Origin of the sequence: Paraburkholderia sp. GAS42, from assembly GCF_050436565.1 — a bacterium.
Classification (GTDB): Bacteria; Pseudomonadota; Gammaproteobacteria; order Burkholderiales; family Burkholderiaceae; genus Paraburkholderia.
Window position 1 is genome coordinate 87,563 of the sequence record NZ_JBNDML010000016.1, and the last position, 15,928, is coordinate 103,490.

At 60.6% G+C, this 15,928-nt stretch carries 14 protein-coding genes and 3 tRNA genes; 11 read left to right on the forward strand and 6 right to left on the reverse strand.

Features of this window, described 5'->3' with window-relative positions:
• Window positions 1–90: 90 nt before the first annotated feature.
• The 4 genes from P3T16_RS22895 (at window position 91) to P3T16_RS22910 (ending at window position 3,540) form a co-directional block, all read left to right on the forward strand.
• The gene (locus P3T16_RS22895) at window positions 91–1,023 is read left to right on the forward strand and encodes a LysR family transcriptional regulator (RefSeq protein ID WP_429259672.1); all 933 of its coding nucleotides are present in this window, start codon (window positions 91–93) and stop codon (window positions 1,021–1,023) included.
• A 91-nt stretch (window positions 1,024–1,114) separates the two neighbouring features.
• Entirely contained in the window at window positions 1,115–2,131 is a 1,017-nt protein-coding gene (locus tag P3T16_RS22900; RefSeq protein ID WP_429259647.1) for a class 1 fructose-bisphosphatase, read from the forward strand.
• A 53-nt stretch (window positions 2,132–2,184) separates the two neighbouring features.
• Window positions 2,185–2,260: transfer RNA gene (locus tag P3T16_RS22905), tRNA-Thr, on the forward strand.
• Between the two features lie 587 nt (window positions 2,261–2,847).
• Window positions 2,848–3,540 (forward strand): hypothetical protein, encoded by a 693-nt coding sequence (locus P3T16_RS22910; RefSeq protein WP_429343983.1) that lies wholly within the window; start codon window positions 2,848–2,850, stop codon window positions 3,538–3,540.
• A 229-nt stretch (window positions 3,541–3,769) separates the two neighbouring features.
• On the opposite strand, the gene P3T16_RS22915 is transcribed toward P3T16_RS22910, so the two are convergent.
• Window positions 3,770–4,684 (reverse strand): LysR family transcriptional regulator, encoded by a 915-nt coding sequence (locus P3T16_RS22915; RefSeq protein ID WP_429343984.1) that lies wholly within the window; start codon window positions 4,682–4,684, stop codon window positions 3,770–3,772.
• A 141-nt stretch (window positions 4,685–4,825) separates the two neighbouring features.
• On the opposite strand from P3T16_RS22915, the gene P3T16_RS22920 reads away from it, so the two are divergent.
• The 3 genes from P3T16_RS22920 (at window position 4,826) to P3T16_RS22930 (ending at window position 7,532) form a co-directional block, all read left to right on the forward strand.
• Window positions 4,826–5,965 carry an aldo/keto reductase gene (locus P3T16_RS22920; protein WP_429343985.1) on the forward strand — a complete coding sequence of 380 codons (1,140 nt, stop codon included), beginning with the start codon at window positions 4,826–4,828 and terminating at the stop codon, window positions 5,963–5,965.
• A gap of 572 nt (window positions 5,966–6,537) precedes the next feature.
• A complete protein-coding gene (locus P3T16_RS22925) occupies window positions 6,538–6,687 on the forward strand; it encodes a hypothetical protein (protein ID WP_429343986.1) in 150 nt (49 codons plus the stop codon).
• 248 nt (window positions 6,688–6,935) lie between these two features.
• Complete coding sequence (locus tag P3T16_RS22930; RefSeq protein WP_429343987.1) at window positions 6,936–7,532, forward strand: chorismate mutase; 597 nt, start codon at window positions 6,936–6,938, stop codon at window positions 7,530–7,532.
• A 9-nt stretch (window positions 7,533–7,541) separates the two neighbouring features.
• On the opposite strand, the gene P3T16_RS22935 is transcribed toward P3T16_RS22930, so the two are convergent.
• Window positions 7,542–8,699 (reverse strand): exonuclease domain-containing protein, encoded by a 1,158-nt coding sequence (locus tag P3T16_RS22935; protein ID WP_429343988.1) that lies wholly within the window; start codon window positions 8,697–8,699, stop codon window positions 7,542–7,544.
• Window positions 8,700–9,060: 361 nt separating this feature from the next.
• Window positions 9,061–9,264, reverse strand: coding sequence for a cold-shock protein (locus tag P3T16_RS22940; protein WP_429259640.1), 204 nt, complete (start codon window positions 9,262–9,264; stop codon window positions 9,061–9,063).
• Window positions 9,265–9,639: 375 nt separating this feature from the next.
• Here P3T16_RS22940 and P3T16_RS22945 point away from each other — a divergent pair, with 375 nt between their 5' ends.
• The gene (locus P3T16_RS22945) at window positions 9,640–9,888 is read left to right on the forward strand and encodes a hypothetical protein (RefSeq protein ID WP_429343989.1); all 249 of its coding nucleotides are present in this window, start codon (window positions 9,640–9,642) and stop codon (window positions 9,886–9,888) included.
• Window positions 9,889–10,420: 532 nt separating this feature from the next.
• The gene (locus P3T16_RS22950; RefSeq protein WP_429259638.1) at window positions 10,421–11,566 is read left to right on the forward strand and encodes a porin; all 1,146 of its coding nucleotides are present in this window, start codon (window positions 10,421–10,423) and stop codon (window positions 11,564–11,566) included.
• Window positions 11,567–11,691: 125 nt separating this feature from the next.
• On the opposite strand, the gene greB is transcribed toward P3T16_RS22950, so the two are convergent.
• A complete protein-coding gene (greB, locus tag P3T16_RS22955; protein ID WP_429259637.1) occupies window positions 11,692–12,261 on the reverse strand; it encodes a transcription elongation factor GreB in 570 nt (189 codons plus the stop codon).
• 116 nt (window positions 12,262–12,377) lie between these two features.
• On the opposite strand from greB, the gene P3T16_RS22960 reads away from it, so the two are divergent.
• Both P3T16_RS22960 and P3T16_RS22965 read left to right on the forward strand, forming a co-directional pair.
• Window positions 12,378–12,454, forward strand: a tRNA-Arg gene (locus tag P3T16_RS22960).
• Window positions 12,455–12,584: 130 nt separating this feature from the next.
• Window positions 12,585–12,661 (forward strand) — tRNA-Arg (locus P3T16_RS22965).
• Between the two features lie 116 nt (window positions 12,662–12,777).
• Here the strand turns inward: P3T16_RS22965 and P3T16_RS22970 are convergent.
• A complete protein-coding gene (locus P3T16_RS22970; RefSeq protein WP_429343990.1) occupies window positions 12,778–13,269 on the reverse strand; it encodes a phage protein NinX family protein in 492 nt (163 codons plus the stop codon).
• Window positions 13,270–13,459: 190 nt separating this feature from the next.
• A complete protein-coding gene (locus tag P3T16_RS22975) occupies window positions 13,460–15,841 on the reverse strand; it encodes a RelA/SpoT family protein (protein WP_429343991.1) in 2,382 nt (793 codons plus the stop codon).
• Window positions 15,842–15,928 lie beyond the last annotated feature (87 nt).

Below are 15,928 nucleotides of genomic sequence, written 5' to 3' on the forward strand. Positions count from 1 at the left end.
TATCAAATTCGAACGAATATTATTCAAACGAAAGTTTTTATGATTTATCATGAATTTTTTTCAACATGCCGCCCGCACGGTTATCCGACGATGATCCGCTCGCCTCTGGAACTCAGGCATTTACAGACGCTGATTGCGTTGCGCGACACGGGCAACCTGTCGCGCGCCGCGCAGTTCCTGTGTCTCACGCAGTCCGCGCTGTCGCATCAGTTGAAGGCGCTCGAGGCGCATTTCGGCATGCCACTTTTCGTGCGCAAGTCGGCGCCGCTCGCATTCACGCCCGGCGGCAAGCGTTTGCTGGCGCTGGCTGAGGGCGTCGTGCCCGCCATCGAGGAAGCCGAGCGCGACGTCGCGCGGCTCGCACAGGGCACGGGCGGCACGCTGCGAATCGCCGTCGAGTGCCATACGTGTTTCGACTGGCTGATGCCGGCAATGGACGGATTCCGCCAGCGCTGGCCGGAAGTCGAGCTCGACATCGTGTCCGGCTTTCACGCGGATCCGATCGGGTTGCTGCATCAGGACCGCGCGGATCTGGCGATCGTCGCCGAAGCCGACCCTGACGAAGCCGTCGATCACCATCCGCTGTTCCGCTTCCAGATCGTCGGACTGGTCGCGAACGATCATCCGCTTGCGCAAAAGCCCGCGCTCGAAGCCGGGGATTTCCGCGACGAGACGCTTATCACCTACCCGGTGCCCGACGACATGCTCGACATCGTGCGGCAGGTGCTGAAGCCGGCGGGCATCGAACCGAAGCGGCGCACATCGGAACTGACGGTTGCGATCCTCCAGCTGGTGGCGAGCCGGCGCGGGGTTGCGGCGCTGCCGCTGTGGGCCGTCGCGGTCTATCTCGACAAACACTACGTGACGCCGCGCCCGGTGCACACGGCCGACGGCTCGCCGCTCGCGGGCGAACTCTATGCCGCGACGTTGCCTGCGTTCTCAAAACGTCCTTACGCCGCCGATTTCGTCTCGATCATGCGCGAGACGAGCGTCCTCAATCTCCCGCAGATCGAACTGCTGTGACGCTAAAAGCACGCGCTCCGTCTCAAAACCCGAGGTGCGTGAAGGCAAGCAGGTAAAATCAGCGCATTCCTTCGCCTTTCCGGAGTAAGCAATGGCTTTGCAACGTCGTACCACTCTCACTAAGTACCTGATCGAGCAGCAACGGGAGACCAATAACCTGCCTGCCGATCTGCGTCTGTTGATCGAAGTCGTTGCGCGGGCGTGCAAGTCGATCAGTTACCACGTCAGCAAGGGCGCGCTCGGCGACGCGCTCGGCACCGCCGGCAGCGAGAACGTGCAGGGCGAAGTGCAGAAGAACCTCGACATCCTGTCGAACGAAATCCTGCTCGACGCGAACGAATGGGGCGGCAACCTGGCCGCGATGGCATCGGAAGAAATGGAAACGTTCTTCCCGATTCCGAGCAACTATCCGAAGGGCGAATATCTGCTGGTGTTCGATCCGCTCGATGGCTCGTCGAACATCGACGTCAACGTGTCGATCGGCACGATCTTCTCAGTGCTGCGCTGCCCTGACGGCCAGCAGCCGACTGAACAGTCGTTCCTGCAACCGGGCACGCAGCAGGTTGCGGCGGGTTACGCGGTGTACGGTCCGCAGACGGTCCTCGTGCTGACAACCGGCAACGGCGTGAACTGCTTCACGCTCGATCGCGAACTTGGCTCGTGGGTGCTCACGCAAAGCGACATGCGCATTCCGGTCGAGACGCGCGAGTACGCGATCAACGCGTCGAACGCGCGCCACTGGCATCCGCCGGTGCAGCAGTACATCAATGAACTGAACGCCGGCAAGGACGGCCCGCGCCAGCAGGACTTCAACATGCGCTGGATCGCATCGATGGTCGCGGACGTGCACCGTATCCTGAACCGCGGCGGCATCTTCATGTACCCGGCCGACAAGCGCACGCCGGACAAGCCAGGCAAGTTGCGCCTGATGTACGAAGCGAACCCGATGGCCTTCATCGTGGAGCAGGCTGGCGGCGCTGCGACCAACGGTGAGAAGCGCATTCTCGACGTGATGCCGAAGAGCCTGCATGAGCGTGTGGCGGTGTTCCTCGGCTCGAAGAACGAAGTCGATCGCGTGACCCGCTACCATCTGGAAACAAAAAGTTGAGCGAGGGGCTTGTCAAACTGTTGGCGAAGTCCCTATAATCTCGTTTCTCTGATGCCGGAATAGCTCAGACGGTAGAGCAGCGCATTCGTAATGCGAAGGTCGGGGGTTCGATTCCTCTTTCCGGCACCAACAGATTCAAGTAAAAAGCCCAGTCATCGCGACTGGGCTTTTTGCTTTCTGGATTCCGTGTAAGCGCTGTGCAGGCATTTGCCGTCAAAGTGGGGCTGGCGCTCAGCCAGTTGTACTCCCCAGCGGCTTTAGCGCCAGATGACTATAGGCGAGCGTGCATGCAGTGCGTGCGCACGCCACCCATCGGCCCCGTCACGATCGTTCGGCATCCGACACGCGATGGTCAAGCGCAATGCCATTGGCTTCGTTGAAAGCGCGAACAATTGCAACTCCCAGCACAAACTACTGGGCTCGACCCGAAACGGTTATCAGGCTTTCTCCAAAGCGGCCGTTGATAGCGCACGAATTGCGAGCGGCATTGCACTGAATGCACCTCATTCTCTATGACGTTGCAAAAGCGCCGGGCGCTAAAGTTAAACACGGATCTGTCGTTAAAGGTATCGCGGACACACGATCCATTTGACTTCCTCTATTCAGTTTTCGCCGATGCAATAATGACATCGCCGAAACGGTAGTTGAAAAGGCAACGTGGTCTACGGATGCCGCAATTTCAATTACACGCTAAAGCAGAAACGGGTCCCCCTAAAATGAACCTGAGAAACCTCTTCTTGTTCTTGTCTATCGCAGCGCTGAGCGGATGTGCGGTGACACCACCCATGTCGATAACGAAGCAGGAGCAGCACGATCTTGGCCCAGTAGCCGGTACGTTGTTCATTCCCCAGAATAGCCTGATGGTAACGGTGACGCCGACCAACGCTGGCGCCACGGGCCTGCTCGGCGCTCTCATTGCAGCGGGCATCGATGCGGCCCGGCGGTCGGCCGCAGAAAGCAACGCCGCTCCGATGCTTGCGCAACTGCACGATTACGACTTCCGCGCCGTCATGAAGCAGGCGTCCAACGAGGCAGTCGGCACGCTTCAAACCATCAAGTTCGCCACGCCGCTCGATGTGGAGACCGTCAACTCGAGCACGCAGAAAAGAATCATCTTTGATAATGCTTCAACAAGCGCCGTCCTGTTCGTCGACGTCGGCTATCAGTTGCAGTCTGGAAACCTCTATATCGCCGCTAACGTCGTGATGTATCCGAAGTCCGACAAACTGCTGCAGTTCAGAAAAAAACCGAACGATGCCGAACCGCTCGATGCCGGTAATGCGATATACCGGAAGACATTCAACTACGCGAAGTTGAATGTGGTAGCAGCCGATATCAAGAGCGATTTGACGGAAGGCGCAAATAGCATCGCATCCCAGCTCGTGGCCGATCTGAATCATCCCATCTGATTTGAGGTAACGGCTGTCCGGCTAGAATCTCGCGACCTGCACCGGACGCTTCGATCAGGCGACTGGATCATCGATGTCGGTCCAGGCGCGGGCGTTGCCGGCGGGCAGATCATCCGCGGCCTGCATTCCAGAAGTGGTTGCACGCGCAACGGAAGGTCGCACGCCGGGATATCTGTGGCCGCACCTCGCTGCGGCCTGGCGCTGTGACCGCGTGCCGCGAACGCAGAAATCATCGACGCTGCTCCCGCTTCGCCCGGAAAAAGTCGATCAGCGCCCGCAGCTTGAGCGGCATCTGTGCGCGGCTCGCCGTGTACAGATAGAAGCCTGGAAATATCGGAGACCATGCGTCGAGCACACTCACGAGCCGTCCGTCGTCGAGCTGCTCGCGCACGTAACCGTCGATCACGTGCAACAGCCCGACGCCCTGCTCGGCCGCGCGCACCATCGTCCGCAGATCATTGGTGACGAAGCTGCCCTGCGTTTCGACTTCGAACACACGATGCGGATCGCCCGGTTGCGCGAACTCCCATCGATAGATGCCGCCGCTCGTCGAAAACCGGTATTGCAGGCAGTCGTGCGGGGCGAGATCGTCCGGCGTAACCGGCCTGGGATAGCGCTCGAAATACGCTGGCGAGCCGGCCACCGCGATACGCACCTCACCGCTCAACGGCACAGCAACCATATCCCGCGCGACGCGCTCGCCCAGCCTGATCCCCGCATCGAAGCCTTCGCCGACCAGATCGATGAACCCATCGTCGAGCGCCATTTCCAGGCGGATATGCGGATAAGCCTGCGTGAACTCCGCGAGATGCGGCAACACGAGCAGCTCGCTCGCGACGCGCGACAGGTTGATGCGCAGCGTGCCGGCCGGATGATCGCGGGTCTCGTCGAGCGAATCGAACGCCGCTTCCAGCGCAGCGAGCGCGGGCCGCACGCGCTCCAGAAACTGCGCGCCCGCCTCGGTCAGCGCGACGCGGCGCGTCGTGCGATTGAAAAGTCGCACGTTGAGCTGCGTCTCAAGCGCGCGGATGGTCTGCGACAGCGCGGACGGCGACACGCCCGTTTCGCCAGCCGCGCGGGTAAAGCTGCCGTGCCGTGCGACCGAGGCGAATGCCGTCAGTGCAGGCAGATGAGCCGGATCCATACGAATCTCCATTATGAAGCGAGGCTTCACAATTCATTCAGACAGACCCGATTTTTCCACGAAAAGAATCGGCGCAGGATACGTTCATCGGCCTTTCATGGCCGACCTTCCGCACGCAAGGACACTCTCAGGGAGACAGTCATGACGATGAACCGCTACACCCTGCTCGGCCGCTCAGGCCTGCGCGTCAGCCCGATCGCACTCGGCACGATGACCTTCGGCACCGAATGGGGCTGGGGCACGGACGAAAAGGCAGCACAACGCCTCTTCGATCTATACGTGGATGCCGGCGGCAACTTCATCGACACCGCTGACCTGTACACCGAAGGCACGAGCGAAAAATGGGTCGGCAGATTCGCTGCGGCGCGCGGACTGCGCGAGCGCCTCGTCATCGCGACCAAGTACAGCTACAACGCCGAACGCGGCAACCCGAACGCGGGCGGCAACCATCGCAAGAATCTGATCCGCGCGCTCGACGGCTCGCTAAAACGCCTCGGCACCGATTACATCGACCTCTACTACCTGCACACGTGGGATCGCATGACGCCCGTCGACGAAGTGATGCGCGCGATGGACGACGCCGTCCGCGCGGGCAAGATCCGCTACGTCGGACTGTCGGATACGCCGGCGTGGTACGCCGGACGCGCGCAGACGCTCGCTGACTGGCGCGGCTTCGAGCCCGTCGCGGCCATGCAGCTGGAATACTCGATGATCGAGCGCAACGCGGAAAACGAGTTCGCCGATCTCGCTGCGAATCTCGGCATGGGGCTTGTGCCGTGGAGTCCGCTTGGCATGGGCGTGCTGTCGGGCAAATACCGGCCGTCGCAAAACGGCTCGTTCACGGCGACGGGCGTATCGGGCAGCGGACGGCTCGCGAGCGTCGCGAGCGCGCCGCCGCCGGGCTTCGACAAACTGACCGAGCGCAACTTTCGCATCGTCGCTGAACTGGAAGCGGTCGCGAACGAAGTCAACCGGCCGATGGCGCAGGTCGCGCTGAACTGGCTGCATCAGAAGCGCGGGGTGTCGAGCATCATCGTCGGCGCGACAAAGCCGGAACAGTTGCAGGAATCGCTCGGCTCGCTCGACTTCATGCTCACGCCGGAGCACATCGCGCGCCTCGACGCCGTGTCCGAACCGGCGCGGCCTTTCCCGTACTACATGTTTGCGGACGGCCATCAGGCGCGCATCCACGGACAGGTCGACGTCACGGGCAAGCCCGAAGGTTACGACCGTCCGGTGCGCGTGCCGGCGCCCGTCGAAGCATCCGCCGAAGCGAAGTAAGCGACAGGCGCCCCGCTGTTCGTTGAAATCGCTGCCGGCGAGTAACCGGATTCCGGTTGCCGGCAAAACGCGATTGCGGCATCGATCAGATCGGGCTCCTGCTCAATGTGTCATGCGTATTAACGAATAATCCGCATCGATCGATTTTCGAACGAATGATCGTTTAAAACCGAACGAGCCCCGATTTACGATGACCCTTGCAAAGTATTCCTGCTCGTCAACGGAACGGCTTAATCGTCCGTTAATGAAAGATCAGCCATGATCGGTTTTCGGATGACGTGAAGCAGCGTGAATTATTCGCTGCAGCGCACAAAAAAACGACGTCCGGTCCGAATGTCTGCATGTACGCAGACGCACGGACCACGGCGGGAAGCGGCGGGAGACTGGCTGGACGGAACGGTTGACCGCAGAGGATTAGCAGGCAATCGATACATTTTATTCATACGACTTCAATTCCGGAAGCGCTGTGCCGTTAAAGCAACAGAGAAACAGTGAAACTGGAGTTGCCGCTTCGCAGCACTGGTGCAAAACGAAGACCGAGGCAGATAATCGGTTTGTAAAGGAGAAAGATCATGGATACCAAACCGCCAAGAGTTCCGACCCCCGACAAAGTGATGAGTCCGGATCCGGAACCGGCAGGCGTTGAGTTCCTCGGGGCCGAACTTCCAGAACACGTTCGCGCATTCTTCGACGAACAACGCAAGTCGTGCGACCCGAAATAAGCGTGGTCAGTCACGGCAATACGGGCTACGCGCGATCAGCGCGGGGATGGCAGTCGTGCGCAGGCGCCCTGGCGCGCCGCGTACCGTGCGCGTTCGCGCGGATGGCTGTCGTCTGATTTCTGCTTGCGCGCCGGGTGACAGCACCCGGCGCGCATGGCTGTGCGCGTCTGTTTGATCGATCTGCCGCGCTATGGTCTATTCTTCTGCTGTTTCCGTTCTGGCCTTTCGGTCCTCTCTCCTCTCCTCTCATGACACTTCTGACCCGCGTCTGCGCCCTCTGCGCAACTGCGCTCGTGGCCGCACTCGCCGCAGCACCGCTTCCTGCCTTCGCCGATGGCGACGACACTCCACTCACCAATCTCATTGCGCTTGCATCGCAGCGTCTTGCGCTCGCGGAGCCCGTCGCGCGCTACAAGTGGGCGACGCATCAACCGATCACCGATACGCCGCGTGAAAACGCGCTGCTCGCGGATGTCGCGAAGCGCGCGGAGGCCGCGAACGTCGATCCGGCCTTCGCACGGGCGTTCTTTCAGGATCAGATTGACGCAAGCAAGGAAGTGCAGAACGCGTTGTTCGATGCGTGGCGCAACGGTCAGCCGCCGGAGGGCGCCGCACCCGACCTCGCCACCAGCACACGGCCGCAACTCGATCGTCTGACGCAGGCCATGGTGGCCGGTCTCGCGCGCGTGCAGCCGCTGCGCGGCGCGGCGGACTGTCCGTCGCGGGTCGCGCAGGGTATCGCGAACTGGAAATCATTGACGCGCTACGACGCGGCGCATTCGAGCGCGTTGACGCACGCGCTCGGGCACGTCTGCGAATCGGGCGGCGTCGGGGCGACCGGTTAACGGTATCCGTTAGACCGCGACGGCTTCGGTCGCGGCCAGCGGCGACGGCTCGTTCAGCAGCGCGACCTCAAGGCCGCGCTCGAGGTGAGTTTGCAGGATCCGGTATGTCGACAGTTCGAACGCACCGGCAATGCCTGGGACGAGCAACGACGCGGCCTCTTCCCGCGTTGCCGCGCCGCCGAGATAGCGCCAGCGGTCGATCACATGAAACGCGCGGGTCTGCGATTGCGCGTCGCGCTCCTCGAAAACGATCGCGCCGTTGAAAGGCCACGGCGCATCGACGGGGTCACTTCGTCCCACGCGCGGCGCCCGGTTATGCCGCGGACGCATCGTCGCAATCCATTGCGCTTCAGCCAGCAGCGCGCCGAGTTCGCCGCCCGTCGCGCGCCATTCGACGCGCCGCACCAGCTGCGCCATGCGCAGGTCCTTCGCTGAACGCCGCTCCGCGGTCAGATGCGCACGAACACGCTGACGCACGCGCACGCTACGGCCCACGTACAGCGGCAGATCGTCTTCGCCATAGAACATGTACACGCCACAGCCAACGGGCGCGGTGTCCAGCAGATCCTCAGTGATGTTGCCGGCGAGCTGGAAATAGCGCGTGGTGCGCTCGATCTGCGCGCGCAACGCGTCCAGCGGAACGAGGCCATGCAGCCGCTGCCAGAATTGCCACAGCAGATCGGCATCGGCCAGCGCGCGGTGACGATCGAACGGCACAAGCGCATGACGCTGAACCAGCGCATCGAGCCCATGCCGCTTCTCGGCCGGGAACAGCGCGCGCGACAGCCGCACCGTGCACAGTACATCCGGATTGAACGACAGACCGACGCGAGCGAATTCACCACGCAGAAATCCGCGATCGAAACTGGCGTTGTGCGCGACAAAGAGCTTGCCCTTGAGGCGCTCGAACAGCGCCGGCGCGATCGACTCGAACGTGGGCGCGCCACGCACCATCGTATCGGTGATGCCGGTCAGTTGCTGGATGAATGGCGGAATGGGCTGTTGCGGGTCGAGGAGCGTGCTCCAGCGCGAGACGCCTTGCGGGCCCACCTCGACTACGCCGACTTCGGTGATGCGATGCTCGCTGGTCGATCCGCCCGTGGTTTCGAGGTCGACAAAAACAATGGGGACATCGATTGCCGGAACCGGCAAATACTCTTCAGACATGGGAATGCGTTCCAGGCGTGACTTCGCGCAAGTATGCACCAGTTGGCGCAAGAGCAGGATTGCGGCGGGAAATTTTTGTCTTGTTGCCGACCGGTTAGAAACGGCATGCGATTAACAATGCGTCATTCACGGCTCATATTCATTTTATTATGACAGCCGCCGGATGACCGCGGTTATTGGCCACCATTTAAATCCGCAATTCCTGTCAATAGTGCAGATGGCCAGCGTCGCTACGCCCCGATAATCGTGCGGCCGCGATCGGATCCCCACCCGCTCGATACCTGCCGGACGAAAAAAAGCCCTCAACATAGTGCGAGGGCTTTCCAGGTAGCCGCTGCGTGGCCGCGCGGCGTACGGTGTGTTACAGCGGCTGGATGTTTGCAGCCTGCTTGCCTTTCGGCCCGGTCTTCACCTCAAAGGACACGCGCTGATTTTCTTTCAGCGATTTGAATCCTTCCGAGCGAATCTCCGAGAAATGCGCGAACAGATCGTCGCCGCCCGAATCAGCCGTGATGAATCCAAAGCCCTTAGCATCGTTGAACCATTTGACGATACCGGTTTCCATATTCCAGTTTCCTTCAAAATTTAAAATAAACGGGCAATGCCCTTATGCCTGTTCGATGAATTCGCCGAAAGCACATCCGGCGCTCGAATTCAGCTTTGCTGTTATACGGGGAACGATGAGAGCCAGTCAAGCGAATTTTTGGCGATCATTTAGCACATGAAATGCTAAGGATAATGAAGCAACCGCCTAAATCAACAGGCATTATTTAGTCAACACAATCGGTCACTATTACTTCGCGAAATCTGAATGTATCTATATCCGGAAAAATTTTCCGTAAATGTAACTAAAAGTGTTTTTGGTAAGTGTTTATACCGGTTGTTCATGTAATACATTCACATGCATGATCAAACAGGCAGTGTGCAATGGGAGATTGTCATGCTTTTCAATGAATTCAAACGTCTGGCCGCCTGGCTGTTTCATTCGCAGGCATCGTCCGTTCATACCGACGGGGTAGTGGAATCCAGCGATTCCTCAGTGTTTGCGTTCGACCCGATGTGGCACGGCGACCATTGGCAGAACCTGCTGTCTTCCCCTATGGACGCGCGTCACTACGTCATGGAAGATTGGAGCGTTCCCGGCAGCTTCGAATCCGGACAGGCGGATCCGCTGGCGCAGGGAAGCTAGATAGCGAAGGAATCGCAGAACGGTGGGACAAAAAAAGAGCGCGACTGGAAGGCCGCGCTGACAAAGGTTTGGAGATCTTTTTCTCAACGAAAAAGTCTGCTTCGAAAAGCAGAAAGTTCAGTATAGCGCCGTGGCGACAGGCGATTAGCAGCAATAACAACAACCATCTATTTCAAAAACAGCAACAGTTACTTTTTTAGACAATCTGTACCGTTTTTTGGGCCGCATTTGCTGTCGCAATTGCACAACGCCCTCAGGTTGACACCACTCTTCCGAATCGCGAAGAAGCCCTTAAAGCCTTTACCAGCAAGGCTTTAGCCAGGGTCACATATCATTTCCAATCCAGTAATACTTTATTGCGGATTTCAGAACCTCCGCATGCCGACTCGCGTCTCTACACTTTGTCTGTCCGGAAACAAACGTGCTTGCCGTATGGCGCGTTTTCACGTGCATTCCGCCTCTCGCAGCGTTGCGTGATCGTTTCCTTGAAGCCTGGGTTTCCAAAACCCATCCTGTTCTCGGAGTTACAAAGATGAAAAAGACTCTCATGGTCGCGGCCCTGTCGGGCGTTTTTGCTACCGCCGCTCACGCACAAAGCAGCGTCACGCTGTACGGCCTGATCGACGCCGGTATCACCTACACGAACAACCAGCATGGCCACAGCAACTGGCAGGAAACGACCGGCTCGGTGAACGGCAGCCGTTGGGGCCTGCGCGGCGCTGAAGATCTGGGTGGCGGTCTCAAGGCCATCTTCACGTTGGAAAACGGTTTCGGCATTAACGACGGTACGCTGAAGCAAGGCGGCCGTGAGTTCGGCCGTCAGGCATTCGTCGGTCTGTCGAGCAACCAGTTCGGTACCGTGACGCTGGGTCGTCAATACGACAGCATGGTTGACTACGTCGGCCCGCTGGCACTGACGGGTACGCAATACGGCGGCACGCAGTTCGCCCACCCGTTCGACAATGACAACCTGAACAACTCGTTCCGCATCAACAACTCGGTCAAGTACCAGAGCACGGCTTACGGCGGCTTCAAGTTCGGCGCGTTGTATGGCTTCTCGAACCAGGCAGCTGGTTTTGCGAACAACCGCGCATACAGCGCCGGCGCATCGTATAACTACGGCGGCCTGAATGTCGGCGCTGCTTACCTGCAACTGAACAGCAACGGCGCAACGGGCGCCGCTGCAGCGTTCAACTCGGGTGGCGCGGTGTCGAGCGACAACACGTTCTTCGCTTCCCGTCAGCAAACGTGGGGCGCAGGCGCAAACTACTCGTTCGGCCCGGCAACGGCTGGCCTCGTGTACTCGCAAACGAACCTGAAGGGTCTCGCAGGCATCGGCGCAGGCGCTTCGGGCGTGAGCGGCGGTATTGCCACCAACGGCAACAGCGCTCACTTCCAGAACTTCGAAGCGAACGCACGTTACGCCCTGACGCCGGCTCTCAGCGTCGCGGGTTCGTACACGTACACCCGCGCGAGCCTGGAAGGCACGCGTCCGCACTGGAACCAGTTCAACCTGCAAACCGCCTACGCGCTCTCGAAGCGTACGGACGTGTACCTGCAAGGCGAATACCAGCAGGTCAACCAAGGCTCCGTTGTCAACGCGGACATCAACGGTCTGGGTGCTTCGGGCAACAACAAGCAAGTCTCTGTGACGGCTGGTCTGCGTCACCGCTTCTAAGCTGTAAGGCAGTATCCGCAGTATTGAAAGGCGCCGCTTGCGGCGCCTTTTTTCATTGATGCCCCGGCTCGCGGACGACGAAGGCGAGCGTACGGCAACGGCATGGAGATCCTGACCGTAGTGACTTACGACGCCCCGTCCGGCGGCGGGTAGTGGACGTCGAGCACATCGATCGGCTGCGGCCCGGCGGGCGTGTGGAGCGTGACCTGGTCGCCGATCCGCGCCTTCAGCAGGGCGCGCGCAATGGGCGAGACCCAGCTGACGTGCCCAATATCCAGATTGACCTCATCGACGCCCACAATCGTCAAGGTATGCGTCTCGCCGTCCTCGGTCGCATAGTCGACGGTCGCGCCGAAGAACACCTGATCGACGTTCTCCTGCCGGCTGCTGTCGACCACTTCCGCCAGATCGAGACGCCTGGTCAGGAAGCGGATGCGCCGGTCGATTTCGCGCAGACGCCGCTTGCCGTAGATGTAATCGCCGTTCTCCGAGCGATCGCCGTTCGATGCCGCCCACGACACCAGCTTCACGACCTCCGGACGCGCCTCATCGATCAGATGCAGCAGTTCGTCACGCAGCCGGTGGTAACCGGCAGGTGTGATGTAGTTCTTCGCGCCCGCGGGAATCTCGGGCTGAGCGACATCGGCGTCGTCGTCCTGATCGTCAGTCGACTCTTTGACAAAGGCTTTGTTCATGGTGCTTCGAAGCGGCTAAGGCCCGTCCATCAAGGGTACATAACAAGGATAATGAGACAAATTGGCGTTTGTGGCTTCCCTTTTTTTGAGGCTTTGCTATAATCTCGTTTCTGCGTGCGGCTGTAGCTCAGTTGGATAGAGTACTTGGCTACGAACCAAGGGGTCGTGGGTTCGAATCCTGCCAGCCGCACCACTTGTTCGAGGGCCTTCCTCCGGGAAGGCCCTTTTGTTTCACCGGCGTTTCACCGGGTATCAACCTGGCAAAACGAGCTGGCGAAACGATCTGGCGAAGCGTCAGATTTCCAGCATGACCTGTTTCGCGTGCGGCTGTAGCTCAGTTGGATAGAGTACTTGGCTACGAACCAAGGGGTCGTGGGTTCGAATCCTGCCAGCCGCACCACCCATAAAGGGCCTTCCATCTGGAAGGCCCTTTATCTTTTGTGCTGCGTGATGTGTCGCCGGCGTGTTGCTGGGGCGCCGATGGTCAACGGCTACGCCCTGCGCACCCCGCAGAAATTACCTCGGCGCCGACTGGATATCGCCGATGCGGCCATTGGGCGTCGGGACGTCTTCGACCGACGGTGGCGCCGACTGCTCGCCGATCGCCTCCGCCCTCACGCCGACCAGAGCCTGCGACTGCCGCAAGATGCCGTCCACGGTGTCGCCGAAGCGGCTTGCGACGAACGCCCGCAGCAGCGCCACGCGTAGCGACTCGCCACGCCCTTCCACCGTCCGGTGTCCGCCCGCGAAATCGGCGACGCAATGCGCGTCGACGCCGTGCGCACGCTCCTCCTTCAGTTCCAGCCGCTGGGCCCGCTCGAGAACGACAGCTGCGGCTTCCCACGACGTCGACGGCGTGAAGCGGCCGTCCCACGGACGTCCACGATCGGTGCCGCGAATCGCGACCGTGCGCCCGCTGTCGGTGAAGTGGATTTCGCGGACGAAGTCGTGGAGGCTGCGCGCCACCCAGTAGTCGAGCGCGACATCGGTCAGATCAGCAACATTCATCGGGTTTCACTCCGGGTGAGAAATGAGACGATCGCCGCTCCCGCGGAAAGCCCCACGCCGCAGCGCAACGTGGCGCAAGCCAATCTCGGGTAACGATCGGGGCATCCAATGCGTGGAAAGACGCATTTGCCGTACCCGCGCCTCGCGTATCGCGGCCGCGGGTGCGTTCCGCGGGTACGTTGCACGGCCGTCAGTAGTCGGCGCGCTCGCGGTCGATCCGCATGCCGCCGTCATGACGATGATGGCCTTCCTCGCTCGGCCGTTCGCGCGCGATGCGCATCACGTCCGGATTCGTGCGCACGCGGCGCATGACGTTAGCGAGATGCACGCGGTCGCTGACCTGGATCACGAAGCGCAGCACCGTGGATTCCTGCGACAGATCTTCGTCCATCGCGATGTGGACGATGTTGGCGTCGGCGGACGTGATATCGGCGGCGACGCGGGCGAACACGCCCTTCGTGTTCTTCACGAGCACCTTGATCGCGACGTCGAAGAGGCGACCCGGCTGCGGCGCCCACGCGACGTCGATCCAGCGGCCCGGATCGCGACGGTGAATACGTTGCGCAACGCGGCAATCCGTGGTGTGGATCGCCATACCGAGGCCGATGCCGATGTAGCCCATGATGTCGTCGCCCGGAATCGGACGGCAGCATGCGGACAGTTGCACCGACATCCCTTCCGTGCCGGTGATCACGACCGGCGGCGCATGCGAGCCGATGGATTCGTGACGCGGGCTGTCGTCGTCGGCGTCGCGGCCGCTCATCAGCACTTCAATGCGCTTCGCCATCACTGCCGCAACGCGCCGACCGAGGCCGATGTCCGCGAAAATTTCCTGACGGTTCTTGTTGCCCGTCCACAGCACGAGCCTTTCCCAGACTTCCGGCGTCACGTCCGACAGCGCGAAGCCATAGCCCTTCAGCGCCTGATCGACGAGGCGCTCACCGAGTTGCACCGACTCGTTCAACCGCATCGTCTTCAGATAGTGACGGATCGCCGAACGCGCCTTGCCCGTTCGCACGAAACCGAGCCACGCCGGATTCGGCTTCGAATACGGCGCGGTAATCACTTCGACGATATCGCCGCTCTTCAGCTCGGTACGCAGCGGCAACAGCTCATTGTTGATCTTCACTGCGACGCACTGGTTGCCCAGGTCGCTGTGGATCGAATACGCGAAGTCGAGTGCCGTGGCGCCGCGCGGCAACGCCATGATCTTCGACTTCGGCGTGAACACGTAGACCGCATCCGGGAACAGATCGATCTTCACGTGTTCGAGGAATTCGCTCGAATCGCCGGCTTCGCTTTGAATATCCAGCAGCGACTTGAGCCACTGATGCGCGCGCTTCTGGACGTCGTTCAGATCCGCGCTGCCGTTCTTGTACAGCCAGTGCGCGGCGACGCCCGCTTCGGCGATCTCGTGCATTTTGCGCGTGCGCACCTGGAACTCGATCGGCGCGCCGAACGGGCCGACGAGCGTGGTGTGCAGCGACTGATAGCCGTTGACCTTCGGAATCGCGATGTAATCCTTGAACTTGCCCGGCACCGGCTTGTAGAGCGCATGCAGCGCGCCGATGCAGGTGTAGCACTCGAGCGCGCTATCGACGACCACGCGGAAGCCGTACACGTCGAGCACCTGCGAGAACGACAGCTGCTTGTCGCGCATCTTCTTGTAGATGCTGAAGATGGTTTTTTCGCGGCCGGTGACTTCGGCGTCGAGCTTCGCGTCGGCGATCGCGCGCTGCACCGATTCCAGAATCTTGCCGACCACTTCGCGACGGTTGCCGCGCGCTGCCTTCACCGCTTTTTCGAGCGTCGCGTACCGATGCGGGTTGAAGTTCGCGAAGCTCAGATCCTGCAGCTCGCGATACGTATTGTTCAGACCCAGCCGGTGCGCGATCGGCGCATAGATATCGAGTGTTTCGCGCGCCACGCGACGACGCTTTTCATGCGGCACCGCACCCAGCGTGCGCATGTTGTGCAGGCGGTCTGCGAGCTTGACGAGAATCACGCGCACGTCGCGCGCCATCGCGAGCAGCATCTTGCGGAAGTTTTCCGCCTGCGCTTCCTCGCGATTGCGGAACTCCATCTTGTCCAGTTTCGACAACCCGTCGACCAGTTCCGCGACCTTCGCGCCGAAGCGCTCGGCGAGCTCCGCCTTGGTCACGCCCTGATCTTCCATCACGTCATGCAGCAGCGCCGCCATGATCGACTGGGCGTCGAGCTTCCAGCCGGCGCAGATTTCCGCGACGGCGACAGGATGCGTAATGTAGGGTTCGCCGCTCTGACGATACTGGCCAAGGTGGGCCTCGTCGCTGAAATGAAAGGCCGCCTTGACGTCCTTGATTTCTTCCGGCGTGATGTATTCGGCGAGTGCCGACGTCAGCTTCGAGATCGAAACGACGTCGTGCCGGCGCGGCTGCTCCGGCGTGGCGGTCGGCCCGAACAGATGGCGAAACGACTGTTCGAGGACCGCGTCGATGTAGCGGCGTGCAGTCGAAGGCGAATCACCTTCGTGGGCGTTGTCGTGGGAATCGTGCTCCGCTTCCGAAGCGGTGGGCGATGGGGTCGTACTCATGTTCGCCTCCGTTTCGGAATACGTGCTGGCGACAAGCCGGTCTGCACGCGTTGATTCAATTACATGACAATCGAAAACGGACGAAGC